Source organism: Candidatus Flexifilum breve, assembly GCF_016713355.1.
The window spans coordinates 457,226-482,081 of sequence record NZ_JADJPI010000007.1 but is presented as its reverse complement, the minus strand read 5'-3'; the positions used below and the strand labels follow the sequence as shown (position 1 = coordinate 482,081).

Annotated in this window: 23 protein-coding genes; 13 read left to right on the top strand and 10 right to left on the bottom strand. The window is 60.2% G+C overall.

Going from position 1 to position 24,856, the window contains the following annotated elements; all coding sequences use genetic code 11:
• The first annotated feature begins 135 nt into the window (after positions 1–135).
• Positions 136–540, top strand: a complete 405-nt coding sequence (locus tag IPK17_RS07705) for a hypothetical protein (protein WP_343417102.1) — start codon at positions 136–138, stop codon at positions 538–540.
• Positions 541–660: 120 nt separating this feature from the next.
• Here IPK17_RS07705 and IPK17_RS07700 read toward each other — a convergent pair whose 3' ends face one another.
• Together IPK17_RS07700 and tkt are read right to left on the bottom strand one after the other, a co-directional pair.
• Entirely contained in the window at positions 661–1,128 is a 468-nt protein-coding gene (locus IPK17_RS07700) for an RpiB/LacA/LacB family sugar-phosphate isomerase (protein ID WP_343417101.1), read from the bottom strand.
• 270 nt (positions 1,129–1,398) lie between these two features.
• Positions 1,399–3,408, bottom strand: a complete 2,010-nt coding sequence (tkt, locus tag IPK17_RS07695; protein ID WP_343417100.1) for a transketolase — start codon at positions 3,406–3,408, stop codon at positions 1,399–1,401.
• A gap of 230 nt (positions 3,409–3,638) precedes the next feature.
• On the opposite strand from tkt, the gene IPK17_RS07690 reads away from it, so the two are divergent.
• A complete protein-coding gene (locus IPK17_RS07690; RefSeq protein ID WP_343417099.1) occupies positions 3,639–4,742 on the top strand; it encodes a hypothetical protein in 1,104 nt (367 codons plus the stop codon).
• A 229-nt stretch (positions 4,743–4,971) separates the two neighbouring features.
• Here IPK17_RS07690 and IPK17_RS07685 read toward each other — a convergent pair whose 3' ends face one another.
• Both IPK17_RS07685 and IPK17_RS07680 read right to left on the bottom strand, forming a co-directional pair.
• Complete coding sequence (locus tag IPK17_RS07685) at positions 4,972–6,051, bottom strand: hypothetical protein (protein WP_343417098.1); 1,080 nt, start codon at positions 6,049–6,051, stop codon at positions 4,972–4,974.
• Between the two features lie 69 nt (positions 6,052–6,120).
• A complete protein-coding gene (locus IPK17_RS07680; RefSeq protein WP_343417097.1) occupies positions 6,121–6,999 on the bottom strand; it encodes a tetratricopeptide repeat protein in 879 nt (292 codons plus the stop codon).
• Between the two features lie 267 nt (positions 7,000–7,266).
• Here IPK17_RS07680 and IPK17_RS07675 point away from each other — a divergent pair, with 267 nt between their 5' ends.
• From IPK17_RS07675 to IPK17_RS07660, 4 genes are all read left to right on the top strand, one after another.
• A complete protein-coding gene (locus IPK17_RS07675; RefSeq protein WP_343417096.1) occupies positions 7,267–8,424 on the top strand; it encodes a lipocalin-like domain-containing protein in 1,158 nt (385 codons plus the stop codon).
• 377 nt (positions 8,425–8,801) lie between these two features.
• The gene (locus tag IPK17_RS07670) at positions 8,802–9,620 is read left to right on the top strand and encodes a MerR family transcriptional regulator (RefSeq protein WP_343417095.1); all 819 of its coding nucleotides are present in this window, start codon (positions 8,802–8,804) and stop codon (positions 9,618–9,620) included.
• 363 nt (positions 9,621–9,983) lie between these two features.
• Positions 9,984–11,012 carry an ABC transporter ATP-binding protein gene (locus IPK17_RS07665; RefSeq protein ID WP_343417094.1) on the top strand — a complete coding sequence of 343 codons (1,029 nt, stop codon included), beginning with the start codon at positions 9,984–9,986 and terminating at the stop codon, positions 11,010–11,012.
• Positions 11,005–12,042, top strand: a complete 1,038-nt coding sequence (locus tag IPK17_RS07660; RefSeq protein WP_343417093.1) for an ABC transporter ATP-binding protein — start codon at positions 11,005–11,007, stop codon at positions 12,040–12,042. Before IPK17_RS07665 ends, IPK17_RS07660 begins: the two co-directional genes overlap by 8 nt.
• Before the next feature lie 70 nt (positions 12,043–12,112).
• Here the strand turns inward: IPK17_RS07660 and IPK17_RS07655 are convergent, their stop codons facing one another.
• Together IPK17_RS07655 and IPK17_RS07650 are read right to left on the bottom strand one after the other, a co-directional pair.
• On the bottom strand, positions 12,113–12,370 hold the full coding sequence (locus IPK17_RS07655; RefSeq protein ID WP_343417092.1) for a 50S ribosomal protein L12: 258 nt from the start codon (positions 12,368–12,370) through the stop codon (positions 12,113–12,115).
• A gap of 67 nt (positions 12,371–12,437) precedes the next feature.
• Positions 12,438–12,935 carry a nitroreductase/quinone reductase family protein gene (locus IPK17_RS07650; RefSeq protein WP_343417091.1) on the bottom strand — a complete coding sequence of 166 codons (498 nt, stop codon included), beginning with the start codon at positions 12,933–12,935 and terminating at the stop codon, positions 12,438–12,440.
• A 109-nt stretch (positions 12,936–13,044) separates the two neighbouring features.
• Here IPK17_RS07650 and IPK17_RS07645 point away from each other — a divergent pair, with 109 nt between their 5' ends.
• The 4 genes from IPK17_RS07645 to IPK17_RS07630 all read left to right on the top strand — a co-directional run bounded on the left by IPK17_RS07645 (position 13,045) and on the right by IPK17_RS07630 (position 17,215).
• Positions 13,045–13,428, top strand: a complete 384-nt coding sequence (locus tag IPK17_RS07645) for a VOC family protein (protein WP_343417090.1) — start codon at positions 13,045–13,047, stop codon at positions 13,426–13,428.
• A gap of 599 nt (positions 13,429–14,027) precedes the next feature.
• A complete protein-coding gene (locus IPK17_RS07640; RefSeq protein ID WP_343417089.1) occupies positions 14,028–15,275 on the top strand; it encodes a GAF domain-containing sensor histidine kinase in 1,248 nt (415 codons plus the stop codon).
• A 21-nt stretch (positions 15,276–15,296) separates the two neighbouring features.
• Positions 15,297–16,061, top strand: coding sequence for a metal-dependent hydrolase (locus tag IPK17_RS07635; RefSeq protein ID WP_343417088.1), 765 nt, complete (start codon positions 15,297–15,299; stop codon positions 16,059–16,061).
• 80 nt (positions 16,062–16,141) lie between these two features.
• Positions 16,142–17,215 carry an SH3 domain-containing protein gene (locus IPK17_RS07630; protein WP_343417087.1) on the top strand — a complete coding sequence of 358 codons (1,074 nt, stop codon included), beginning with the start codon at positions 16,142–16,144 and terminating at the stop codon, positions 17,213–17,215.
• Between the two features lie 93 nt (positions 17,216–17,308).
• On the opposite strand, the gene IPK17_RS07625 is transcribed toward IPK17_RS07630, so the two are convergent.
• The 4 genes from IPK17_RS07625 to IPK17_RS07610 form a co-directional block, all read right to left on the bottom strand.
• Positions 17,309–17,671, bottom strand: a complete 363-nt coding sequence (locus IPK17_RS07625; RefSeq protein ID WP_343417086.1) for a response regulator transcription factor — start codon at positions 17,669–17,671, stop codon at positions 17,309–17,311.
• A 209-nt stretch (positions 17,672–17,880) separates the two neighbouring features.
• Positions 17,881–18,141, bottom strand: coding sequence for a YfhO family protein (locus IPK17_RS07620; protein ID WP_343417085.1), 261 nt, complete (start codon positions 18,139–18,141; stop codon positions 17,881–17,883).
• The gene (locus IPK17_RS07615; RefSeq protein WP_343417084.1) at positions 18,116–20,707 is read right to left on the bottom strand and encodes a hypothetical protein; all 2,592 of its coding nucleotides are present in this window, start codon (positions 20,705–20,707) and stop codon (positions 18,116–18,118) included. Before IPK17_RS07615 ends, IPK17_RS07620 begins: the two co-directional genes overlap by 26 nt.
• Before the next feature lie 108 nt (positions 20,708–20,815).
• Positions 20,816–21,019 (bottom strand): hypothetical protein, encoded by a 204-nt coding sequence (locus IPK17_RS07610; RefSeq protein WP_343417083.1) that lies wholly within the window; start codon positions 21,017–21,019, stop codon positions 20,816–20,818.
• 182 nt (positions 21,020–21,201) lie between these two features.
• On the opposite strand from IPK17_RS07610, the gene IPK17_RS07605 reads away from it, so the two are divergent.
• The 3 genes from IPK17_RS07605 to IPK17_RS07595 all read left to right on the top strand — a co-directional run bounded on the left by IPK17_RS07605 (position 21,202) and on the right by IPK17_RS07595 (position 24,807).
• The gene (locus IPK17_RS07605) at positions 21,202–22,398 is read left to right on the top strand and encodes a cytochrome c oxidase subunit II (protein ID WP_343417082.1); all 1,197 of its coding nucleotides are present in this window, start codon (positions 21,202–21,204) and stop codon (positions 22,396–22,398) included.
• 28 nt (positions 22,399–22,426) lie between these two features.
• A complete protein-coding gene (ctaD, locus tag IPK17_RS07600) occupies positions 22,427–24,130 on the top strand; it encodes a cytochrome c oxidase subunit I (RefSeq protein WP_343417081.1) in 1,704 nt (567 codons plus the stop codon).
• Between the two features lie 95 nt (positions 24,131–24,225).
• Positions 24,226–24,807: a cytochrome c oxidase subunit 3 gene (locus tag IPK17_RS07595; protein WP_343417080.1), complete on the top strand. Its 582-nt coding sequence runs from the start codon at positions 24,226–24,228 to the stop codon at positions 24,805–24,807.
• Positions 24,808–24,856: the final 49 nt, after the last annotated feature.

The following is a 24,856-nucleotide window of genomic DNA, read 5'->3' as shown; positions in this document are numbered from 1 at the left end:
TCGAGTCACCGTTTATCGCAAACAATAATTAATATATGGAGTGAAATCTCAAGTATTTCAACGCTATCTTTAGATAACATAGATTATATGTTGATAGCAGCAACCTTTTGGGGTGCAGGCATCTGAGGGATCAAAATGGCCTACGACATTGTGCTTGAAAATGAATCTGCCACCGTCCGCTATGAGCCAAAGCTCGGGTACGTCTACCACACCTTCCACAAAGCCCAGACGGGCGCGCCGTTCCGGAACATCATGAATGCCGCGCTCGATTACCTGATCGAGCACAAGGGCAGCAAATGGCTGTCGGATGATCGCTTGAACGCCGCTTTCCAACAAGAAGACGTGGTGTTCGCGGTGACCGATTGGGGTCCGCGCGCCGCGAAAGGCGGCTGGAAGTTCTGGGCGCTCGTCGTCCCGGCGGATATTGCCGGACGCGCCAGCATGCAGGATATCGTCGAAACGTTCTTCGATCTCGGCGTGCGGGTGAGCATCTTCAGCGATCTCGACAAAGCCCGCGAATGGATTGAAAGCGCCAAGTAAGGCGGCGGTTTAAGAAACGCTAAAACCGCCTCACCCCGTTGCGCTGCGCTTAACCGCCCCCTCTCCCGTGGGAGAGGGGCAACGAACCATCAGGTTCGTGGGGTGAGGCCTAAACTGCGGTTAGCTGCCGGTTGGGCGGTGCGCCGCCGACTCCAGCGCCAGCATTTTGTTAAAGCGGCGGGCATGGCGCTCTTCCCCGCTGAACTGCGCCTTGAGGAAGGTCGTCGCGATCTCCTCAGCGAGCGCCGTGCCAATGATGCGCGCCCCCACGCAAATCACGTTCATCTGATCGTGTTCCACGCCCTGATGCGCGCTGTACACATCATGCACCAGCGCGGCGTAGATGCCTTGAATCTTGTTCGCGGCAATGCATGCCCCGACACCGCTGCCACAGGCGACGATTCCCCGCTCTGCCCGGCCATCCAGCACCGCCGCGCCGACCGCTTGGGCGGCATCGGGATAGTCGGCAGAAACATTCGGGTTATCCACGCCGAGATCCAGCACTTCATAACCCTGCTTGGCCAGATAGTCGACGAGATGCTGCTTGAGCGGGTAGCCCGCGTGATCGCTTGCCAGCGCAATTTTCATGCTGATGTATTCCCTGACTCGCTAATTTCCGGTCTATGCCTGAGTGTAGCATACAGTAGGGGCGCAGCATGAGCGTGTTGAAAAAGGTCAGATTCCGACCCCACCCCCGGCCCCTCCCCGAATTCAGGGAGGGGAGCCAACAGCGCCTGCCAAGCCGAATATGTCTTCGTAGGGACGCAATTCATTGCGTCCGCTGACGAAGGAAAGGCTTTAAGGGATGCTTTTTAAACACCTTCATGCTGCGCCCCTACGTTTCGCACTACGCTTTGGTTACTTGCCGAGCAGCGACTTGGCCGCGTCGACGACCGTCTGCGGGACGAGGCCGTATTCCTCGTAAATCTTCTGGTAGGGAGCGGACGCGCCAAAGCGATCCACGCCGATGGCGATGCCGCCGATGCCGACATACTTCTGCCAGCCCGTCGTCACGCCCGCTTCGATGCTGACGCGCGCGGTCACCGACTTCGGCAGCACGCTTTCCTTATAGTCTTCGGGCTGCTCGTTGAACAGTTCCCAGCACGGCAGCGAGACGAGGCGCGCCTTGATGCCGCTGGCGGTCAACGTCTTGTAGGCGTCGTGCGCAATGTGCACTTCGCTGCCGCTCGACAGCAGAATCACTTCCGGCGTGCCGTCGGAGTCGGCCAGCACATAGCCGCCGCGACCGACACCCGCGAAGACCGCATCCACACCGCCGATGCCGTCGCCCATGAGCACGGGCAGATCCTGCCGCGTGAAAATCAGCACCGCGGGCTTATCCGACGCCACGGCATGCTGCCACGCCGCCGACGTTTCGTGCGCGTCCGCTGGGCGGTAGGTATACAGGCCGGGGATCAGGCGCAGCGACATGACGTGCTCGACGGGTTCATGCGTCGGGCCGTCTTCGCCCACGCCAATGCTGTCATGCGTGAAGACGTAGAGCGTCGGGATCTTCATGAGCGCGCCGAGGCGGAGCGTCGGGCGCATGTAATCGCTGAAGGTGAGGAAGGTCGCGCTGTAGGGCTTGATGATGCCGCCGTGCAGCGCCAGCCCGTTGACGATCGCGCCCATCGCGTGTTCACGCACGCCAAAGCGCACGTTGCGCCCCGCCGTGCTGTTCGGGCCGGTGTTCGCCGCGCCCTTGATGAGCGTCTTGGTGCTGCCCGCGAGGTCGGCATCGCCGCCGATCATCGTGGGGATGTGCTTGGCAATCGCGTTGAGCGCCGCGCCGCTGGCGTTGCGCGTGGCGACCTTCTTGTCGGCGGTATAGCGCGGAATATCGGCGTCCCAGCCCGCGGGGAGCTGACCGGCCAGCGCGCGTTCGAACGTCTCGGCGAGTTCGGGGAAGGCCGCCCGGTAAGCGACCAACTGCTGCGTCCACGCCTGTTCCTGCTGCGCGCCGCGGTCAACCGCTTCGCGCAGATGTTCCAGCGCCGCGCCGGGGATGTAGAAGTCTTCCTGCGGCCAACCGTAGAATTCCTTGACCAGCTTGATCTCGTCCGCGCCCAACGGCGACCCATGCGCTTCGCTCGTGCCGCCCTTGTTCGGGCTGCCGTAGCCAATCGTCGTCTTGACGACGATGAGCGTGGGCTGGTCGGTGACGGCCTTGGCCGCGCTGAGCGCTTCATCGAGGGCGGCAACATCGTTGCCGTCGGCCACGGTCAGCGTGTGCCAACCGTAGGCACGGTAGCGGGCGGCGACATCTTCGGTGAAGGTCATGCTCGCCTGGCCGTCCAGCGTGATATCGTTGCTGTCGTACAGCATGATCAGCTTGCCGAGACCCCACGTCCCCGCAATCGAGGCCGCTTCGCCGGACAGACCTTCCATCAGGTCACCATCGCCGACCAGCGCGTAGGTGTAGTGATCGACAATCTCATGGCCGGGGCGGTTGAAGGTCGAGGCGAGGAACGCTTCCGCCAGCGCGAAGCCGACCGCGTTCGCCGCGCCCTGACCGAGCGGGCCAGTCGTGGTTTCGACACCGGGCGTCACATGATATTCGGGATGGCCGGGGGTGATGCTGCCCCACTGGCGGAAGTTCTTGACCTCGTCCAGCGGCAGGTCATAGCCCGTCAGGTGCAGCAGCGCGTATAGGACCATGGAACCGTGCCCGGCGCTGAGGATGAAGCGGTCGCGGTTCGCCCAGTGCGGATTACGCGGATTGTGGCGCAGGTGATTCTGCCACAGAGCATACGCCATCGGCGCAGCGCCCATGGGCAAACCGGGATGACCGCTGTTGGCTTTCTGAATGGCGTCAATGGCCAGCGTGCGGATGGTGTTGATTGCAAGCGTTTGTAAATCGGAGGGCACGGTTTCTTCTCCCGTCAAAAAATACACATTGCGGCAGGATTGTAACACACCGTTGCGCCGGATTTGACAACCTACCGTTACACTTTTACGTATTAGATTGAGATGCTAACACCCCCAGTGGACAGTGGGAGCGGAGGCTGCATTCGTATGCAGACCCTATGACTATAACCGTCACCCGGGCATTTGCCTAGGGTTATCACTTACCGTATGCAAGAGAGTCGAGGCCTTGTGTGAGCTTATTACTGCTGGTGGTGGGCGCGCTGTTCGCCGTGCTCTTCCTTCTCAACAACGTGTTCCAGACGCTGCGCCGCAGCCCGATCGGCTTTGGGGATCTATTGCTCGCCTTCCTCGCCACGCTGGTGAGCGCGGCGGGCGTGCTGCTCAACTACTGGGGGGATGCCCCTGATCCACAGCTCGACATCTGGGCGCTGACGCTCGGCGGGGCGCTCGCTGCGCTCAGTCTGATCGTGGCGCTGATCGAAGTCTTCCGCCCGCAGCGGCTGAAAGGTTCGCGCGGGGTGCTCGGCCTGTTCAGCGGCCTGCTGATCGCGGCATCGGGCTTGCTCGTGCCGTTCGTCGCCGCGTATTTCGCGCTGCAAACTACCCAACCCACGCCGACGCAGGTCGCGCAAGGCGTGTCGACGGACGAGGCGACCGCCGAAGCGACAGCGGAAATCAGCCGCGGGGCGCAGTTGTTCTACGCCATCCGCGACGCCATCCGCCACGAAATTCAGGTCGAAGATCAGGTGATCACCGACGCGCTGGAAGCGGGCACGCCGCTGCGCCAGATCGTCGAGCAGTATGACGGCGATATCGAGGTCGTGATCGACGAAATTGCGGTGGCGATGGAGTCATGGGTGCGCGAAGGCATCGCCATCGGCGAGATCGGCACGCTGCAAGGCGCGCTGCTGCTCAGCCAGATGGAGAACATCGTGCGACTGGCGGTCAACAGCGACATCAACCGCTTCGCCGACCGCTTTGGGCGCGAAACGCCCGCCCCCGGTGAAACCGCGGAGAGCATCTTCGGCATGGTGTCGCCGCACCCGACGACCGGGACGCCGCGCGCGGTCACGCTCACCGCGCCCGCGGCGACACAGCCCGCTACGGCGACGCTCACACCCACGCTGACCGAAACGTCACCTCCGTCGCGCACGCCGACGCCCTCGCGGACGCGCTTCCAGTTCAGCACGCGCACACTCGCACCGACGCTCACGCCGACGGAAGTGGTGATCTGTCAGGCGACCGTCACCAACAATCTGCGCCTGCGCAGGCCTGCGCCGACTTGCCGATCACGGAAGATTAACCTCATCCCCCCTCTCCTAAGAGGGGCTTGAGGACGCTTTCAGGACCTCTCCTCTTTTCGACAGGATTTGAGCCAGGGAGGGAACTGCCCCTTCCCTGCGCGCCCACCGCGGGGAGGGATTTGAGGGACAGAAGGCCTCGTCCCTACAGGTTCTTTGGCGAAGGAATCCTTGTCCCATTGGAAAACATGAAAAACCTACCCCTTTTAGGCAAGCCCCTCCCCTACTTTCCTCTCAACCTAGAGGCGCGACGCGGTAACGTTTACCGAATGGACGCGCTGAGCGCGGCGGTATCCGTGATGCTCAGCGAGGCGAGCAGCGCGTCATACCACCCGAGATTCGGCGTGAAGGCGCTGGCAGCTTGAGCGTCCACGACCTGCGTAAACTGCGCGAGATACGCCGTATAGTCGACTTCATTCGCAAACGGATCGATTTCCGGCGGGAGGATCGTCGCTGGCACCTGCACGGGGAAATGCGCCGCGACCAGGAACTGATCATCGCTGCTGAGGCCGCGATAGAAGTATTCGTAGGGCGTAGCGGCGCTGAAGACGACGAAGTTCTGCGCGAACACTGTCAGGTAGCGCAGACCGTTGCCATTCCCGAACGGCTGGTACTGTGGGAGCCCATAGAAGATCGCCCCCGCCGCCCGCACGGGCATGTTGGTTAAGCCGCCGGGCGACTGCGCCGCCTGCAGCAGATCGACTTTGTTGTCGAGCAGCGCTTCGAGATCAGCGGCATCATAGTCGAAGAAAGCATAGGCCGCTTCCGAGTCGTGGTAGTGGTAGAGGTCGATGGTGCCATTCAGCGCCGCGTCAACGCCGGATACGAGCGTATACCGCACCGAACTCGGCATGCCGCCCATCATGTCCAGATCGAAGATGCCGACCTGTTCTTCCTGCATGACCGCCGTAATTCCTAAAGCGGCGGGCACGGTAAACGTCACGCCGCCGCTGTCGACGATGAGACTCCCTTGCGCCGGGGCGGTGGCGACGACGGCAGGCGCGGGTGACTCGTAGGGAAGGATGAAGTAGGTGGTGGCGTTGGCTTCCGCTGTCCAGCCATTGATCCCGAGCGCGGCGACATGCCGCCACAGGAACGACTCCGCGCAGACCGCGTCATCATAGACGATATTGAACACCGTGCCCGGCGCAAGTTGACCGACGAGCGCGGCGCTCCGCGAAGGGAACTCCCGCACATTGTTTGGATCACCGGGCGTGACGATGGCGTTTTCCATGCCATCACCACGAAACTGCGTGGGCAGACAGGCCGTTTGGGCCGGAGGAGCGGCCGCTACCGGAACCGTCCACAGGAGAACGAGCAGCAGTATCCATTTGAAGCGCATGACGAACTTCCTTTGGAGGAGAGCAAAACGAGCGCAATGTCCTTTTACTATAGTCCGCATTTGCTCAGATTACTGCGGGTTCGGCATATTCGCATAAGACAAGACCTCGGTTTGCGCCTGGGCGGCTTTGGCGGCGTAATCCGCCATGCCGAGGCGTGTGAAGATGATCATGGACTGCTGCAGCTTGCGCGAGGCGGCCATCGTGCGCCCGCGCTGCGCCAAACTGACGCCGTGCGCGTACATCGTGCGCGCGACTTCACCATCCGCTTTGATCTCCTGAAAGGCTTCGGTCGCCAAGCGGAAATGCTCGTCCGGGTCGGCGGAGAGGTGCTGCGGCGCGTCGTCCGGGAGCGCAGACAGCGTGGAAATCACCTGCCCGAGCGCGCGGTGCACGGTCGCGGTTTGCAGTGGTTGCTTGAGCTCCCATGCAAGGTGATACGCCATGACGCCCTGCTCCCACGCGGCGAACGGATCATTCAGGCTGAGATAGACTTCCACCAGCGCGGCTTGAATCTCGGTCGTGAGTTCAATGCGCTTGTCGAACTGATCCGGCGGTAACTCATTGGCCAGCAGCAGCGCCTTGTCGAACTGCGCTTTGGCGCTTTCGACGTGCCCCAAGCTGAGCAGCATCAATGCCTCGTTGTACGCGCTGATCACCCGCACATCCAGCAAGCCGAGTTCACAGGCGCCATCATAAGTCGCGCGAAACAACTGCCGCGCCCGTTTGAAATCGCCTTTCCAGCGGTAGGTCTCGCCCAGACTGAGGAGCGCACCGATGGCACGCGGGCGGTTGCCCGCCTGTTCAAACAGGGTGCGCGCGTGCTCGAAATGGGCAATGCTGGCATCAAGATTGGCGCGGTAGCCCTGCAGCGTGCCGAGCAGCAGTTCTACCCGCCCGTGATCGACCAGATGCCCGCGTTCGACCGCGGTTCGCCCTAATGCGTTCATCTGATCGACCGCATCCTTAAAAAGGTAATTCGCCACTCTCCCAACGGTCGAGGATGTGCATGCAGCGGGCGTTGAATTCGGGAGTGGGTTCAATGTTGGGCTGCGTCATAGGTACTCCACGGCTGATTGTCGAACTAACATTTCAAGCAAACCATGAAATCCGCCGTTCACCAATGCGGGTTTCACCAAATATTTATGAAGGCACAGTATGATGAAGCGGCATCTGTGAAAGAATACGCAAACTGGCGGATCAGAAAGTAGTTGAGCATGTGGCGGCTGTTTATTGCGGGCGTGATCATTTTGGGCGTGGTGATCTTCGGCTTCAGTCTGATCGATTCCAGCGCGGGGGCGGAAATCGGCGCGAGCGCGCTCATCGTCGATACGGGCGGCGACACCAGCGGCTACGCGCGCGCCTTCGAGCCGCTCGACTGGCAGTTCCCGCGGGATTTCGGCGCGCACCCCGACTATCAAACGGAATGGTGGTACTACACGGGCAACCTGAGCGACGCGAGCGGGCGGCGCTTCGGCTACCAGTTCACCATCTTCCGGCGGGCGATCACGCCGACCAGCGCTGAGGGCGGTTCCGAGTGGCGCTCAAACCAACTGTATATGGCACACTTCGCCGTGACCGATGTCGCAGGCGAACGCTTTTATCATGATGAACGCTTCAGCCGGGGCAGCGCGGGCTTAGCGGGCGCGGAAAGCGACCCGACTTATCGTGTGTGGCTGGAAGGCTGGCAGGTGATCGGCACGAACGCCGACGCCACGCAGACGCGCATCACGGCGGCGACCGAGCACGTCGCGCTCGATCTGGCGCTGGAACAAGTCAACCCACCCGCGCTGCAAGGCGACCGCGGTCTGAGCGCCAAAAGCGCCGAACCGGGCAACGCCAGCCACTACTACTCGCTGACCGACTTAATCAGCACGGGCACGCTGACGATTGACGGCGAAACCTTCACCGTGAGCGGCACGACATGGAAAGATCATGAATTCAGCACGAGCGCGCTCGGCGGGAATGCGCGCGGTTGGGACTGGTTCGGCTTGCAGTTTGCCGACGACCGCGAACTGATGATCGGGCAGATCCGCCAGACCGATGGCGGACGCGATCCGTATTTCGGCGGGCTGCTGGTCAACGCGGATGGCTCGACGATCTATCTCCCGGCGGACGCCTTCACCATCGAAGCGACGGCCACCTGGACGAGTCCGCATACGGGCGCGACGTATCCGGCGGGCTGGCGCATCACCGTGACGCCGCCGGAGGGTGAGCCGTTCACGTTCACAGCGACACCGCAGATCGCGGATCAGGAACTGCACGGCGGCGGGATCGCGTACTGGGAAGGCACCGTGCGTCTCGAAGGGGAGATCACGGGGTACGGGTACGCTGAATTGACCGGGTACGCCGATTCGATGACGGGACGGTTTTAGAGCCACAATCTTCGCTAGTTCCCTCGTAGGGGCGCACGGCCGTGCGCCCCTACACAACGAGACGAGATCAATGCGCCTCACCCCAAACCCCTCTTCCAAGGATTGCGGACAGGACACTTTTAACAATGGAGCCATTTTGTAGGGACGCGCTTCTGCGCGTCCGTGATCGGCGGACGCCCCGTTGGGCGTCCCTACAATCCCCTCGATTGTTAAAACTGTCCCTCTGTCAATCCCAAGGGCGAGGGGCTGATTCGCGTGCATTTCTCCACTCTCCGCTCGGAGAGCAGCCGGGGGCGAGGCTGCGAAAACTCACCGCTTGACTCTCAGCTAACCTGAGACTGTAGAGTCAGCATATCTCTGCGCAGAGAGGACTAACGATGATCAGAATTGGCGACTTCGCCCGTCTCGGACAGGTATCGATTGTGACGCTGCGCCACTACGACGAAATCGGCTTGCTCAAGCCCGTCAAGGTGGACAACTTCACAGGGTACCGCTACTACTCGGTCGGTCAACTGCCCCGGCTCAATCGGATTCTGGCGCTCAAAGACCTCGGGTTTTCGCTGGAACAGATTGAGAAGGTGCTCAACGGCGGTCTCACACTCGATCAACTGCGCGGCATGCTGACTCTCAAGCACGCCGAGCTGGAACGCGAGATCACGGATGAGCAAGCGCGGTTGGCGCGGATAGCGGCACGTCTGCGGCAAATAGAATTGGAGGATAGCATGTCCACGTATGATGTCGTACTCAAGACCGTCCCGGCCACCACCATCGTCTCGCGGCGCGTCACCATCCCCACCAACGATGAAGTGCCGCAGTACCTCAACCCGGCGTTCGGCGAGGTGTGGGAGTTTGTCGGCGCGCACAACCTTAAGCCGACCGGCCCGAACCTCGCGATCTGGCACCAGCCCGCCGAGGTGCTCGCCAACGAAGTCGCCGAGGCCGCGCTCCCCATTGAACAAGCCGTGCCGGGCACGGATCGCGTGCAGGTCTACGAGCTACCGCCCACACAGGTCGCGGCGGCCGTGCATTACGGCGACTTTGAGGGGTTCACGCAGCTCCACACAGCGATTCTCCAGTGGATCGAGAGCAACGGCTATCAGATTGTCGGGCCGTACCGCGAGGTCTACATCAAGCACAACCCGGACGATTACAGCGAGTCCGCGACCGAAGTACAGTACCCCGTCGAGAAGGCGTAGATTAATCCAACCTCACCCCCCTCTCCTAAAGGAGAGGGGAGCCAACATCGACTGCCAATCTAGCGGACGCCCCGTTGGGCGTCCCTACAATTTCTATTTAACCCACCCTCGGAGCGAAACTTACCAACGTCCGCCCCCGTAGATTGTGACATTCCTCTAGTGCGTCCCCCTGTAGGAGCGGTATAATCAGGCACCTTGTGAAAGCTGTCACTTCATTGAACCATTCAACGAAGATCGGCGTAATTACGTGGTATTCGTCGGATACCTTGACATCCCCATAGGGATCAGACAAACTTTGCATAACAACTTTCAGAAAAGTCTGTTATTCTCCAGACTCAAAAGCTTTTAGAGGAGGAATTACCGTTGGGTGTCTTAATGGAGGTCAAAAACCTCGTAACCCGATTCTACACGCAAGAAGGGGTGGTATACGCCGTCAATAACGTTTCGTATAAGCTGAATGAAGGCGAAACGTTGGGCGTCGTCGGGGAAAGCGGTTCCGGCAAGAGCGTGCATGCATTGTCGATTATGCGTCTGATCCCATCCCCTCCCGGCAAAATCGAAAACGGCGAAGTCATCTTTCAAGGCCGCGATTTGCTGAAAATCCCGAACGACCAGATGCGACTGGTGCGTGGTGCCGAGATCGCCATGATCTTCCAAGACCCCATGACCTCGCTCAACCCCGTTCTGACCATTGGCACGCAAATCACCGAAGCGTTGAAGCTGCATATGGGTATGAACGACAAGCAGGCGAATGAACGCGCCGCCGAACTGCTGACGATGGTCGGCATTCCGGATGCGTCGCGCCGCTTGGGCGCCTACCCGCATCAGTTTTCGGGTGGTATGCGTCAGCGCGTGATGATCGCGATGGCGCTGTCGTGCAATCCCAAGCTGTTGATTGCCGACGAACCGACGACCGCGCTCGACGTGACCATTCAGGCTCAAATCATCGAACTGGTGAAGGGTCTGAAAGAAAAGTTGGGCATGGCGATGATCTGGATCAGCCACGACCTCGGCGTGGTGGCGGGTCTGTCGGACACGGTGCAGGTCATGTACGGCGGTCAAATCGTCGAACGCGGCCCGGTCACCGAAGTGTTCATGGACACGCGCCACCCGTACACGCTCGGTCTGCTCAAGTCGCTGCCGCGCCACGATGCGCGCGCGGGCGGCGAAAAGCTCACGCAGATCGAAGGCGCGCCGCCGGATATGCGTATTCCGCCGAAGGGCTGCCCGTTCTTCGCGCGCTGCACCTACCGCATCCCCGGGAAGTGCGACGAAGTCATGCCGCCGCTGATTCCGGGACCCGAAGCCAAAGCCGATCACTTGAAAGCCTGCTGGGTGGATGTCCGTAACGGTCAGCCGCTGCCCGATCAAGGAGTTGCTCAACATGTATAATCAGGCAGTTGCTCCCGCGCCTTCATCCGCGAAGGGCGGCAAAGAAGTTCTCTTGCAGGTGCGCAACCTGAAGAAGCATTTCCCGATCAGCGCTGGTTTGATCTTCCAGCGACAGGTCGGCGCAGTGAAAGCCGTCGACGATGTCAGCTTTGACGTGTTCAAGGGCGAAACGCTCGGTCTCGTCGGCGAATCCGGCTGCGGCAAGTCGACCACCGGTCGTACCGTCCTCCAGCTCTACAAGCCGACCGAAGGCTCGGTCGTCTTCGAAGGCAAGGAACTGACGACGCTGCCTTCCAGCGAACTGCGCCAGATGCGCCGCCGTATGCAGATGATCTTCCAGGATCCGTTTGCCTCGCTGAACCCGCGTATGTCGGTCGGGAACATCGTCGGCGAACCGCTGCGCATCCACAACGTGATTCAGAACAAGGCCGAACTACAGGAATACGTCGAACAACTGCTGGTGCGCGTGGGTCTCAACCCCTACTTCATCAACCGCTACCCGCACGAATTCTCTGGCGGTCAGCGTCAGCGTATCGGCATCGCCCGCGCGCTCGCGCTGCGCCCGTCGTTCATCGTCGCCGACGAACCGATCTCCGCGCTCGACGTGTCGATTCAGGCGCAGGTCGTCAACCTGCTCGAAGAACTGCAGGACGAGCTCAAGCTGACGTATCTGTTCATCGCCCACGACCTGAGCATGGTGCGCCACATCTGCGACCGCGTCGCGGTGATGTACCTCGGCAAGATTGTGGAAATTGGCTCGACGGATGATGTCTACGACAATCCGCTGCACCCGTACACGCAGGCGCTGCTCTCCGCCGTGCCCGTGCCGGACCCGCTGAAGGAACGCAATCGCCAGCGCATTCTGCTGCCCGGCGACGTCCCCAGCCCGGCGCGCCCGCCGATCGGCTGCAACTTCAATACGCGCTGCCCCGTCTCGATTGCGGGCATCTGCTACGAAGAACCCGATCCGGTTCTGGAAGAAGTCACGCCCGGTCACTGGGTGGCCTGCCACCGCGTCACCAGCTTCTAAGCCAGAAGACACTCAACGTAAACCGCCCCCGTCAGATGATGGGGGCGGTTTTGATTCTGTCACTCACGACCTACCGCTTGCTGAACATGCCCAGGTAATTCTTCGCTTCTTCGAGCGAGGCGCCGGTCTTTTCGCGGTACAGCTTGATCGCCTCCAGGACCTTGCCCTGCAGCGCCAACTGCTTCACCTGCGCTTCAAACTCACCGCCCAGCGGCACATACTGCACATTCAGATGCCGCATCAGGAACGCGACCTGATCTTCCAGTTCCTTCACCCGCATCCGCAATGCACCGTATTCTTCGAGATCAACTTCGCCCATGCGCGCCATGTGGTTTTCTCCCCAACAGTGACAGCTAAACTTCCATCACTGTACTGCACATCGGACGCGCGGATTGTCAGCCTCCGTTGACAATGCGGAAGACCGGGTACTCGGCGGCGGAACGTTCGAAATCGGCCAGCGGCGACTGCGGCGTGAGCGGCAGCATGTGCGGTCGCGCTCCCGGCGCGCGTTTGATGTAGGCCAGCAAAATCGAGGCGCGCTGCGCCACGGGCACATCTTCGAGATGCACCTCATGGCGGCGTCCGCTGCGCAGATACGCCTTGCCGTGCGCCGCCTGCACATTGAGCACCCACTGCGCCTGAGTGCCGAGCATCGATACGAGGTAGCGCTCGCCGTCGATCACGGTGATCACCACCGGGAAGGAGACGATCTTGCCGGATTTGCGCCCGATCACTTCGAGCGTTTCCATATAGTTCGGCGTGATGCCCAGCGAGCCGACCCACGCATAGAGGCGATTCGCGATCCGGGCGAGACGGTGCGGACGGTTACCACGATACATCCATTGTTTGAAGCGGGCGAAGCTGAGCATGAGCGGCGCTTTCGACGATTTCATATGCATGTGATTCTACGGGGAAACGCGGGCTGAAGTTGTAGTCAGTTTGACAAGCAGACGAATATCCCTATAGTATAGAACATCCGAGCTAAACAGACAGGGGGTGCACATGCCACAATCAGGGATGGGTCGCATTGTGTGGACGGATCTCACGATCCCCAACGCGCCGCAAGTTCGCGATTTCTACGCGCAGGTCTTCGGCTGGGGCGTGGAAAATGTCGAGGTGGACGACCACCACGATTTCACCATGACCGACCCCGCCACCGGTGATGGCATCGTCGGTGTGTGCCATGCGCTGGGCGAGAACGCCACGCAGCCCCCGCAGTGGATCAATTACTTCAGCGTGGCCAATCTCGATGACAGCATCAAAGCGGTGGAGCAGAACGGCGGCAAGGTGATCACGCCCGTGCGCGGCGGCGGCGGCTTTCGCTTCTGCGTGATTCAGGATCCAGGCGGCGCGGTCTGCGGCTTGATGGAGATGGGGAGCGCGTAAAAGGCTTAAGCGAGGCTGATCCGTCAGCGTCCGCCTTGATCCTTCGTTTCCCAAGTCTATCCCAAGATCGAAGTTTTAAGCGCCGGTGAACTAAGTTAACCTGTTCACAACTTTGAACATTCTTGGACTCCTGTTCTAAAACTGTTCATAACTCGGCGGAGTTATGAACAGATCTCCGCGTCAACCTGTTCAAAACCTGTTCAAAACTTTCGACAGCTTGGGATATAGAGATCGCAATATGCAGGCGATCGGGGTTTCAGCGGGTAGTTTTCGACAGATGCCTGTCGAAACTGTTCATAAGTCGCCGAGTTATGAACAGGCAGCCTGTTCAAAGTTTTTAGAACACAAGTGCGACTATATCGCAAGTTTTGGGTAACGCTGGTGATTAATTTGGGTGTTATGGGATATATCTTGCGATAAAGCGCGCGGGTGGGGAATCGGCCTAAAAGTTATGAACAGTTTGAACAGGCTCTACTACTACGACTAAAAATATATTTAGTGACTCCGTAGGGAAATTCTCAATGAGTAGAAGCCCCCGCGGAATGCTATGCTGCGCTATAATGCAACAAGACTCAATGATCACAATGGTTTGCCCCACTATGACTGAACAAGAAAAACAGGCTTACGAGAAAAAAATCGCCATCCTGGGCCGGCTGACCGAAATCAGCACGTCGCTCAACTCCAACCTCAAACTCAAACCGCTGTTGGGGCTGATCATGGAAGCGGCGGCGGAAATGGCCGACGCGGAAGCGGCGTCCGTCCTCCTTTGGGATACGAAGACCAATGAACTGCGCTTCGCATCCACCACCACCACCAATAACAATCAGTCGATTATCGGTTCGTCGGTGCCGCTGGAAGGCAGCATCGCGGGCACGGTGCTGCGCGAAAATCGCGTGGTGATCGTCGAAGACGCGGAACATGACCCGCGCCACTACGCCAAGGTCGACAAAGACTTTGAGTTCCGGACGCGCTCCATTCTGGGTGTACCGATGCATTCCAAGAGCCGCATCATCGGCGTGCTGGAAGCCATCAACAAGCGCAATTTGCCATGGTCGCAGGACGACGTGACCTATTTGAGCACGCTGGCCTCGCAGGCGGCCGTAGCGATCGAAAGCGCGCAGCTCGTCGCGGCGCTGCGTCAGGCCAACGAAGAACTCAGCCATTTAGACAAGCTCAAAAGCGATTTCATTTCCATCGCGTCGCACGAACTGCGCACCCCATTGGGCGTCATTTTGGGATATGCCAGTTTTATCCAGGATGCGGAAGACCCGGAAGTACGGGCGCATGCCTCGAAAGTGGTTTCCAGCGCCATGCAGCTCCGGCGTATCATCGAAGACCTGACCAATCTGCGCTTCATCGACCAGAGCTCGGCGGAGATGAATTTTGAGGAGGTTCCACTCGCCAGCTTCCTCAAAGAGATCGCGCAGGAGGCTTTCGCGCTGGCTGAGGCAAAACGTCATCGCTTTTTATACAACGCTCCAGATGATAATGTGCATGTGCGGATCGATCGCATTCGCATGGGCATGGCGATCACGAATATCCTCAACAACGCGGTGCGCTTTACGCCGGATGCCGGACGCATCATTTTGAGCGTGGAGATTCGCGGTCCGGAGGTCTGGATCAGCGTCAACGACAACGGCGTCGGGCTGGAGCCCGCGCAGTTGGAGAAAATCTTCGAGCGTTTCTATCAGGTTGAAGATCACATGACGCGCCGCCAGGGCGGGATGGGGATCGGGCTGAGCATCGCCAAAGCCCTGGTCGAAGCCCACGGCGGGCGGATTTGGGCCACCAGTCCCGGCTTGAACCTGGGCACGACGTTTACCTTAGCACTACCTCTCGCACAGTAAGCTACGAAAGGGTGAAATCTGATGGCGATAAAGATCACTTGGCTGGCTCATTCAGCGTTCGCACTTGAAATTGATGGTCATTCAATTCTGATCGACCCCTTTGTCACCGGGAATCCGCTCGCGCCGTATCCCGTCGATGATTTGTACCCGGAATACATTCTGGTCTCGCACGGTCACGGCGACCATGTGGGCGATACGGTGGATATTGTGGCGCGCACGGGCGCGGCCACGATCAGCAACGTCGAAATCAGCGGGTGGCTGCGGCATCACGGCGTGAAGAACGCGCACGGTCAGAACACGGGCGGCTGTGCGGATTACGGCTTCATGACGGTGAAGTTCACGCAGGCTTTCCACAGCTCGTCGCTGCCGGATGGCTCGTATGGCGGCATGCCGAATGGTTTCATCATCACGGGCGGCGGTTATCGTCTGTATTTCGCGGGCGATACGGCGCTGTTCGGCGATATGGCGCTGATCGGCGACGAGGGCATCGACCTCGCATTCCTGCCGATTGGCGACTACTTCACGATGGGCGTCGACGATGCGGTGCGCGCGGTGACGCTCATTCGTCCGCGGTTGGTGCTGCCCATGCATTACAACACGTTCCCGCCGATTCAGCAGCAGGCGGGCATCTGGGCGAACCGCGTGAGCAGCGAAACCGACGCCCAGCCCATCGTGCTCGATCCGGGCCAGTCGTATTCGCTGCAGCCCGGAGCCGGGCGTTCAGAAACGCGGACGGCCGAGCAGCGAAGCGTTGTTCCCGTGGGGATGCGGCGGCCTTACGGGTGAAATAGTCCTATGGGCGGGTTGTCCTAGCTCGGTCGAGATGTATACTTTTGAGAAATTGGTTTTCACAGGGAAGGAACGCGATGAGTAAACGCACACTCTGGCTGATTCTGCTGACGCTCGCTCTCGGCATCTTGTCCGTCGCCGTCATCAGCGCTAGCGGGAATCAAGAATTCGGGACGAACTGGACAGCGCAGTATTACGCCAATGCTACGCTGCAAGGCTCGCCCGTGTACACCGAATCGCTTCCGACCGGCATCAACGTGAACTGGGGCGCGGGCAGCCCGAATGCAGCCGTCCCCGTTGACAATTTCACGGCGCGCTTCACCTCGACGCAGTTGTTCAATCAGGGCACCTACGAATTCGTCGTGTCGTCTGATGACGGCGTGCGTGTCTACATCGACGGCGCGCTGGTATGGGATCGCTTCATCGGGCGCGTGCTGACGACCGACCGCTTCCAGCTCAACCTGACGGCGGGGTCGCACTCGCTGATCGTGGAATACCTCGAACTGGTGGATCAAGCCGCCGTACAGTTCCAGTATTTTCAGGTGAACGCCGTGGGTACAACGCCGGGCGTCGGCGTGACTCCGGGAGTCGTCCAGCCGACCGCTGGCCCCACCGTGACCGCGTCGCGCATTCCGCCGACCGCGCTGCCGGCAATTCCGCCGGGCGCGCTGACGGGCACCGTCATCCGCGCGAACGTGCTGCTGGTGCGTGGTCAGCCGTTCCTCGGCGCGCCGGTGGTCAACCGCGTGCTGCGCGGCCAGACTTACGCCGTTGTGGGGCGTGACGAAACCGCGCGCTGGTTCCTCATTCAGTTGTACGGCATGCAGGGCTGGGTGTGGGGCTACTACCTGTTCGTCAATGGCAATGAATTCAATGCGCCGATTGTGGGCGGCTTTGCGACCGCGGGCGATCCGGCGAACCGGACCAATGTCGTCGGGCAGTCGAATGCGACGCTGCGTCTGCGCGCCGCGCCAACGACCGACTCCACGCAGACCGGACGCATCCCGTGGGGCGAAATCCTCCCGGTGATCGGGCGCACGGCCGGCGGCGATTGGTATCAGGTCGTGTTCCGCGGCACAGTTGGATGGGTATCGTCCGGGTTCGTGGAGATCATCGACGGCGACTTCGGAACCGTGCCGGTCATACAATGACGGGCGTGACAAGCTAGAGAACATTCGTCGGGGCGCACAGTTGTGCGCCCCGACGTCTTTATGGGGATGAGTGAGATAAAAGACTGAACACGCTCAGCAGCGCGCCAGCCGATTCACGTATTGGATGATATCCGGCATGGTGACGGGCTTAGAGAAGAAATACTCAATGTCCAGTTCCGCGGCATCCAACCGGTACTGCTCCTGCCCGGAGACGAGAAAGACCTTCGTCCCGTGCTGCTTGAGGCGATCCCACGCGCAACGCAGCAAACTGCTGGAACTCCCCGCTTCGACATGCAAATCACACACGAAGATGGCGTAATCGTTCTCGCTGATCAGCCGCTGCGCGCCTTCCAGCGACTGCGCGATATCAACACGGTAACCCGCCCGGCTCAAAATCCGCGTGTAGAGGTGGGAGAGCTGCGGGTCGTCTTCGAGGACGAGCACATGATTGGTCATAAAAGCCTCCCGGCGTTGATAAGTACGCTAAAGCACTCTCTGAACGTTAGGAACGATAAAACCACAGCGGGCAGCCTGCGCCCCTGCACAATCGCCGGGTGGCCAAGATAAATTATCAGATGACGATTGGAATAAATCTTAAACCATACTTAGTTGGGCATGCTTTGAGAATTTATGTATTTTTCGTGAAGTTCGTAAATTCGTGGAACTCATTGTGCAAAGGGATCGTAGGTGTACACAATTTCGTGCACGCCCGCAGGGACGAACACCGCGCGGAACATGACATCGGCGCGGTAGATGGTGGTCGGTGCACCGTCGATGGTCGCGTGCCAGCCGGGGTAGTAGGCGTCAGACAGGAAGAGGTAGCCGTCAAAATCTGTCTCCACGTCGATCACCACGCGCTCGGCGGTGTAGTCGGCAATTCTGACACGGGTTTGACCAGCTTCAGCTTTGCGTCGAATGCTCTTCACCCGCCAATACGATCGTCGTGTGCGGATCGAAGACGGGATCGCGCATTATATCGAGCGCCAGTTCCGTCCCTTCAGCGGAGTCCGGCGTCCAGATGACGTTATCCGTCATGAATGCGCGTGACCACCAAGCTGAGTTCTCATAGATTCTCACATCGCTGGACAGAATTGAGCGCCAGGGAAGAGGCGTTAACTGCTGAAAGTCGCCGGTACGTGTATCAACCAGCGTTACTGCGTCGAGGAGAATAGGCGAATTTGCGCGCACATGCACGTCGAATAAGTTTTGCACTTCGGGTAAGGTAATGTTCGCTAGATGATAGTCGTTTTCCAAAGTGGCTATTGCTTGGAAGGACGTGCGGCTGTCCAAATACGGAGGTAGACAGGTCGCGGTTGTGCAGCGATAAACAATGCGGACTTCTGTTGCCTCGAAGAGGGTATTTGCCCTGTAGTAACTCTGTTCTCCTGCGGCAAGCTGCTGCGGGATGGCCCTATCGTAGAAAATCCCGTCGTGCACCAGATCGTAGACTTTGTCGAGGACAAGCCAGCGCGTATTCGTCAGGGTCAGCCAGCGTTGATCGGGGATGCACGCCCCGCGACACGCCTCTGATGCCAGCACTTCGCGCAAGCGCCCGTCGATGGTGCGGAGTTCGCCATCCGGCAGCATCAGCGAGGTGAACGCGGTGTAGTAGCTGGTCGGCAGCAGACCGCCGTCGAAGCCGTCGACGCTCGGGATGCCGTACAGCAGCGGCAGATTTGGCGCGAGCAGTTCGCGCTGCTTGACGGTCACGAAGGCCGTTTGCAGGGCTTCCGGCGACAGGTCGAACCAGCGGGTTTCGAGCGCAGCGCGGTCGCCGGGGTCGAACAGCCCGTCGCTGATGCTCAATACACGCCCCGGCGGATTCTGCCCTTCGTTGAGCGCGAGCAGTTGGCTCACGGTGAAGCGCTGCTGCTCGAAGGTCTCCGGCGGGACGAGGTTCTGCGCGGGCAGTACGCGCCCGGCGAGGAAGAGTTCGAGCAGGAGGGCAAAGAGTAGAAGATAGGACTGAGGACTGAGGACTGAGGGGCTAGCCTCACCCCCTAGCCCCCTCTCCGAGCGGAGAGGGGGAATTCGGGATGTGGTTGTCACCCCCTCGCCCTTGGGAGAGGGGGACGGGGGGTGAGGTTGATTTGGGGTGAGGCTCAGGACAACAAACACCACCCCGGCGATGATCCACCCGACGACGCTGATGAGTGTGGGCGGTGGCGCGGGCGTGCCATCGTCAAGGCGACCCGTCAGCGCGGTGCTGAGCGCCAGCCCGCCGATCAGAAGCAGCGTGGCGAGCCACAGTCGGCGCGACGGGCGTTCACCGTCCAACAGGCGCTGGAGTCCGCGGGCAGCTAGCAGCGCCGATCCGAGCGCGAACAGCGCCAGCCAGCGCGCGGGCACGCGGAACAGGTTGAAGCCGGGCAAACCCGCCAGCAGCCAGTAAAGCGGGTTGAACGCGCCCAATGCCAGAAATAACCCGACGACAGCGAGAAGAAGAAAAGGATGAAAAGAAAGCAAGGACCAAAGATCAACGCAAAGACGCCAAGGCGCAAAGGCGCGAAGTGATTGACTAATCTTCTTTGCGTCTTCGTGTCTTTGCGTCTTTGCGTTAGGCAGTTTCTTTATCCCAAAGAGCGCGAGGGCGAAGCCGATCACGCCGATGTAGGCGATGTATTCGCTGAAAATGAGGCCGTCGTAGGAGGGGAGCAGTCCGCGCCCGAAGATGAACGGGCTGAACGAGAAGGCGGTCGCCTGATTCAGGTTGAAGCCGCCGCGCCGATTCGAGAGTTCCATGAGCTGGAGCGTGGGCAGGAGCTGCGGCAGGCTGAGGATCAGCGCGAGGACGCCGCTCACCGCCAGCACGATCAAGCCGCGGATGGGGCGGGTCAGCAGCGCATAGATGCCCAGCGCCACCAGCGACATGAACACGGTCTGCGTGTGCCCGGTGAAGAACTGGAGCGCAATCGCCACGCCCAAGAGGAGCACGCCGGAGGCGCGAACTGGTTTTTCGTAGGGACGAGGCATGCCTCGTCCTTGATTTTCAGATGTTGAGGACGAGACATGTCTCGTCCCTACAACTGCTGGATTACGAATCGTCCAGTCGAAGATGAGCAGCAGCCATGGCAGCCACGCGAGCCCCTGCAGTTGGTTGATCTGCTCGATGTGCGCGCCGAAGTAGCCGCCAAAGGCGAAGATCGCCGCGGCGGCCAGCGCCGCCGGGCGCGCGACGGTCAGCGTGCGGCGGGCCAGCGCATAGGAGCCGATAGCCGTCCACGCGACATGCAGCAGCACACTCACGCGCAGACCTTCCGGCGGCGAGAGCGGCGCGACCAGCCAGTTCGGCGGGTAGAACGTGCCGATCTGGCTGTTGGCGAGCAGCGGCACGCCCATAAACAGATCCGGCGACCAGAGCGGCAGATGTCCGTTCAGGATCGCGGCATTGCGCGCCGCCCAGTAGGGATAGTGATAAGCGTAGGTGTCCCCGCGCGCCAGAATGTGATCAGTGAATGCCAGCGGGTAGAAAAAGATGAGCGTGAGCGCCAAGAGGAGAAAAAGAAAAACCGCCGAGGACGCAAAGACCGCAGAGGAATTCTGGTTGGACTCTCTGCGCTCTCGGCGTGCTCCGCGGTTGGTTGTTGGTGTCACGATCGATTACTGCGGGTTGTTCTGCTCCGAAGGCGGCGGCACGATGTAGTGTTCCTCATGGTCGTGCTTTTCCTGCAGAACGATGTACATCACGCCGACGACGCTGAAGATCGCCACCCCGATCACCAGCCCGCCGACGACACCGAACAGCGCCATCATCAGCCCTGTGAACGCGAGTAGGGCGATCAGAATCCACCAATAAGCCTTCATCTCTATCTTCTCCTCCCATGCGACGGAATCGGGGCTATTCTACCACGAACTTGCTTGCGATTCTAAAGAGAACCAGTTACAATAAGGGCGCAGTTTGTGTAAATTGGAACAAGTGGATCACGGTTTGGCGTTGGCCTTGCGGTCAAATACGCCCGCATTCTTCAGATACGGATGTATGCTCTATGAATCCAAGTAATACGAATCGTAGTGGAACTTCAGTCAGTCTCGTCCAAATCGTCATTGGTGGGATTCTCATCATCGCTGGCGGTTTCTTCATCGGCACCCTCACGCCTAACATTGTGCCGGTCGAAGGGTCTGCCGAGGCCCAGCAGGTTGACGGATTGTTCCGGTTCATGCTGGTCATCGGCGCGGCGATCTTCCTGCTCGTGAACGGTGTGCTGGCTGTCTCGATCATCCGCTTCCGCGCGCGCGCGAACGACTACAGCGATGGCCCGCCCATTCAGGGCAACACCACGCTGGAATTCGTGTGGACGCTGATCCCTGCGATCATCGTGACCGTGCTGACGCTCTACGCCTACTCGGTCTGGAACAATATCACCTCGGTCAAGCCGAACGAACAGGTGGTGGATGTCACCGGGCAGCGCTTCGCGTGGACGTTCACCTATGATGTCACCGAAGCCGACCTCGGCGATCTCGGGGTGGCGCGGGAGCAGTTGAGCGAAGACGTGAACGCGTCCTTCGTCGACGGCGGCGCCTTGACCTTCAACTATCCGCAGTTGGCGACGTGGGTCGGCAAGCCGGTGCACGTCCAACTGCATACGCAGGACGTGAACCATGCCTTCTGGATCCCCGGCATGCGCATCAAGCAGGACTTGCTGGCGGGGCGCGTGACCGACATCCGCTTCACGCCCATCGAAGCCGGTGTGTACCGCATTGTGTGCGCGGAACTGTGCGGCAGTGGTCATGGTGACATGGCCGGGACGGTCGACGCGAACGGCAATCTGCGCGGCGCGTGGTTGATCGTGTATGAAGATGAAGAAACCTACATGCGCGAATTCTACCGCCCCGAAGCGCAGAATGTGCTCTTCCCGCCCGAAGATCCGGTGGCGCTCGGTCGGCAGATTCTCGCCGCGGGCAGCTATCCATGCGCTTCGTGCCACGTGCTGAGCGATCTCGGTTGGCAGGGGAACGTCGGTCCGAACCTTGACGATATCGGCAACCGCGCGGCCACCCGGCGCGGCGGCTTCACGGCGGAAGAATATCTGGCCAACTCCATCCGTCATCCCGGTGAATATGTCGTGCCCGGTTATGGCAATCTGATGCCGCAGTTCAACCCGGACCCGGCACTGACGAACTACATGCCCGACGACCATCTCAACGCAATTGTCGCGTACTTATTGACCCAGCAAGCGGGCTAGCAGTAAAGGAACCAAGTAGGAGAATTATATGGCGACTATCACCCGTCCGTTACCCGGTGCCGTTCCTCTGAACGTGCCGCGTCCGCAGTTTAGTGAATACCTCCGCTGGAGCGTCGATCATAAGATCATCGGCGTTCAGTACATGACGTCTGCACTGTTCTTCTTCATCATCGGCGGCGCGCTGGCGATGCTCGTCCGCTGGGAACTGCTCACCCCGGCGCTCGACCTCATGCCCGATGGCACGGAATACAATCGACTGTTCACGATGCACGCCACCTTCATGATCTTCCTGTGGATCATCCCGATGATGGCGGGCTTCGGCAACTACCTCGTGCCGCTCATGCTCGGCGCGAAAGACATGGCGTTCCCGTGGCTGAATGCCTTCGCCTTCTGGCTGATTCCTCCGGCAGGCGTGCTGTTCTTCCTCGGTTACTTCGCTGGTCAGGCGGAAGCGGGCTGGACGAGCTATCCACCTCTCAGTACGTTGTTCAGCGGTGATGGGCAAACGCTCTGGGCGCTGGCGATTCACCTGCTCGGCATTTCGTCGATCCTCGGCGCGATCAACTTCATCGTGACCGCCAAGAACATGCGCCCCGAAGGGATGGGCTATTTCCAGATGCCGCTGTTCGTGTGGGCGATCCTCGCCACCTCGATCATCGTCGTCATGGCGACCCCCTTCCTCGCGGGCGGTTTGACACTGCTCATTCTGGATCGCGTGGCGGGAACGGCGTTCTTCAACCCGGCGCAGGGCGGTGATGTGCTGCTCTGGCAGAACGTCTTCTGGTTCTACAGTCACCCGGCCGTGTACATCATGGTGCTGCCCGCGTTCGGCATGCTCTCGGAAATTCTGTCGGTGCATTCGCGCAAGCCGATCTTCGGCTACCGCGCCATTGCGCTGTCGAGCATGGCGATTGCGCTCGTCGGGTTCACGGTGTGGGCGCATCACATGTTCACCAGCCTGACGCCCGCGCTGCGCATCCCGTTCATGATCACCTCGATGATCATCGCCGTGCCCACGGGCATCAAGGTGTTCAGCTGGCTCGGCACGATCTGGGGCGGCAAAATCCGCTTCACCAGCGCCATGCTGTTCGCGCTCGGCTTCCTGTCGATGTTCGTGATCGGCGGCATCGGCGGTGTGATGCTGGCGGCGGTGCCGTTCAACATTCACGTGCACGACACTTATTTTGTGGTCAGCCACCTGCACTTCGTGCTCTATGGCGGTTCGGTGTTCGGCATCTACGCGGGGCTGTATCACTGGTTCCCGAAGATGAGCGGGCGCATGCTGAATGAACGCCTCGGCAAGATTCACTTCTGGCTGACGTATGTCGGGTTCTTCTTCACCTTCTTCCCGCAGAACATGCTCGGCATTCTTGGGATGCCGCGCCGTGTGGCGGTCTACGCGCCGGAATTCCAGACGCTGAATGTGATCGTCAGCCTCGCGGCCTTCGTGCTCGGCATCTCGACCTTCGTGCTGCTCATCAACATGTTCATCAGCATCCGCAACGGTCGCGTCGCTGGCGCGAACCCGTGGCGCGCGCTCACGCTGGAATGGGCGACGACTTCGCCGCCGCCCGCGCACAACTTCGTCGGCGACCCGGTGCCGTTCAAGAATCCGTATGGCTATGGGACGCAGGCGGCGCACGCGTATCTCCAAGCGGTCGAACAACGCTTTGGCCCGTCGGGCGTGCCCGACACCGATGTGACGACGCTCGCGCCGAAGGCCGAGCCGTGAGGACTGAGGACAGACAGAAACCCGCACTTGGCCTGGCCTTTTCATCAGTCCTTTGACCTCAGTCCTCAGTCCTTAAGGGTTTGAGGTTTATTGTTATGGCGAATCAACGGGTTGCGGAACAGTCGCTCACACGGGCGGAACGGCAGGCGCTGGCGAACAAGCGCACGGCCGTCACCGTGTTTCAAGTCTCGTGGATCATGGTGTTCGTGTGCCTGATCGTGGTGAACCTGCAAATCCGCAGCAGCTACCCGACGTGGCCGCCGCCGGGCGTCGAACCCATGGATCGCATTCTGCCGACGGTGGCGACGATTGGCCTGCTGGCGAGCGCGTACTTCGCGGGGCACGGTCTGAGCGCGCTGCGCAAAGACGACCGCGGGACGTTCCTCGCGAGCTGGCAGATGGCGCTGGTGTTGGGCGGGGCGTTCATCCTCGTGATGGCGTTCGAATGGTTCACGGTCAAGATCAGCGGGCAGTACAGCGATGTCTTCCGGGTCATGACCGCGTATCATGCGCTGCATGCGCTGGTCATCGGCTATATGATGTTCAATGCGCTGAAAAAAGGCCGGGCGGGCGCTTACACGTCGCTGGATAACTGGGATGTGGAAGGCGCAGCAAAATTGTGGTATTTTGTCGTCGTGGCGTGGATCTTGTTTTACGTTGTGCTCTATGTGATTTAAAGGACTGAGGGAAAAGGACTGAGGACTGAGGGAAATACGGATTCTCAGT

Bases quoted from the DNA above. Each gene is read 5' to 3' on its own strand.
- IPK17_RS07705 (WP_343417102.1), top strand. From the start codon at position 136: ATGGCCTACGACATTGTGCTTGAAAATGAATCTGCCACCGTCCGCTAT.
- IPK17_RS07700 (WP_343417101.1), bottom strand. From the start codon at position 1,128: ATGAAAATTGCGCTGGCAAGCGATCACGCGGGCTACCCGCTCAAGCAG.
- IPK17_RS07685 (WP_343417098.1), bottom strand. From the start codon at position 6,051: ATGCGCTTCAAATGGATACTGCTGCTCGTTCTCCTGTGGACGGTTCCG.
- IPK17_RS07680 (WP_343417097.1), bottom strand. From the start codon at position 6,999: ATGAACGCATTAGGGCGAACCGCGGTCGAACGCGGGCATCTGGTCGAT.
- IPK17_RS07675 (WP_343417096.1), top strand. From the start codon at position 7,267: ATGTGGCGGCTGTTTATTGCGGGCGTGATCATTTTGGGCGTGGTGATC.
- IPK17_RS07670 (WP_343417095.1), top strand. From the start codon at position 8,802: ATGATCAGAATTGGCGACTTCGCCCGTCTCGGACAGGTATCGATTGTG.
- IPK17_RS07660 (WP_343417093.1), top strand. From the start codon at position 11,005: ATGTATAATCAGGCAGTTGCTCCCGCGCCTTCATCCGCGAAGGGCGGC.
- IPK17_RS07655 (WP_343417092.1), bottom strand. From the start codon at position 12,370: ATGGCGCGCATGGGCGAAGTTGATCTCGAAGAATACGGTGCATTGCGG.
- IPK17_RS07650 (WP_343417091.1), bottom strand. From the start codon at position 12,935: ATGAAATCGTCGAAAGCGCCGCTCATGCTCAGCTTCGCCCGCTTCAAA.
- IPK17_RS07645 (WP_343417090.1), top strand. From the start codon at position 13,045: ATGCCACAATCAGGGATGGGTCGCATTGTGTGGACGGATCTCACGATC.
- IPK17_RS07640 (WP_343417089.1), top strand. From the start codon at position 14,028: ATGACTGAACAAGAAAAACAGGCTTACGAGAAAAAAATCGCCATCCTG.
- IPK17_RS07635 (WP_343417088.1), top strand. From the start codon at position 15,297: ATGGCGATAAAGATCACTTGGCTGGCTCATTCAGCGTTCGCACTTGAA.
- IPK17_RS07630 (WP_343417087.1), top strand. From the start codon at position 16,142: ATGAGTAAACGCACACTCTGGCTGATTCTGCTGACGCTCGCTCTCGGC.
- IPK17_RS07625 (WP_343417086.1), bottom strand. From the start codon at position 17,671: ATGACCAATCATGTGCTCGTCCTCGAAGACGACCCGCAGCTCTCCCAC.
- IPK17_RS07610 (WP_343417083.1), bottom strand. From the start codon at position 21,019: ATGAAGGCTTATTGGTGGATTCTGATCGCCCTACTCGCGTTCACAGGG.
- IPK17_RS07605 (WP_343417082.1), top strand. From the start codon at position 21,202: ATGAATCCAAGTAATACGAATCGTAGTGGAACTTCAGTCAGTCTCGTC.
- ctaD (WP_343417081.1), top strand. From the start codon at position 22,427: ATGGCGACTATCACCCGTCCGTTACCCGGTGCCGTTCCTCTGAACGTG.
- IPK17_RS07595 (WP_343417080.1), top strand. From the start codon at position 24,226: ATGGCGAATCAACGGGTTGCGGAACAGTCGCTCACACGGGCGGAACGG.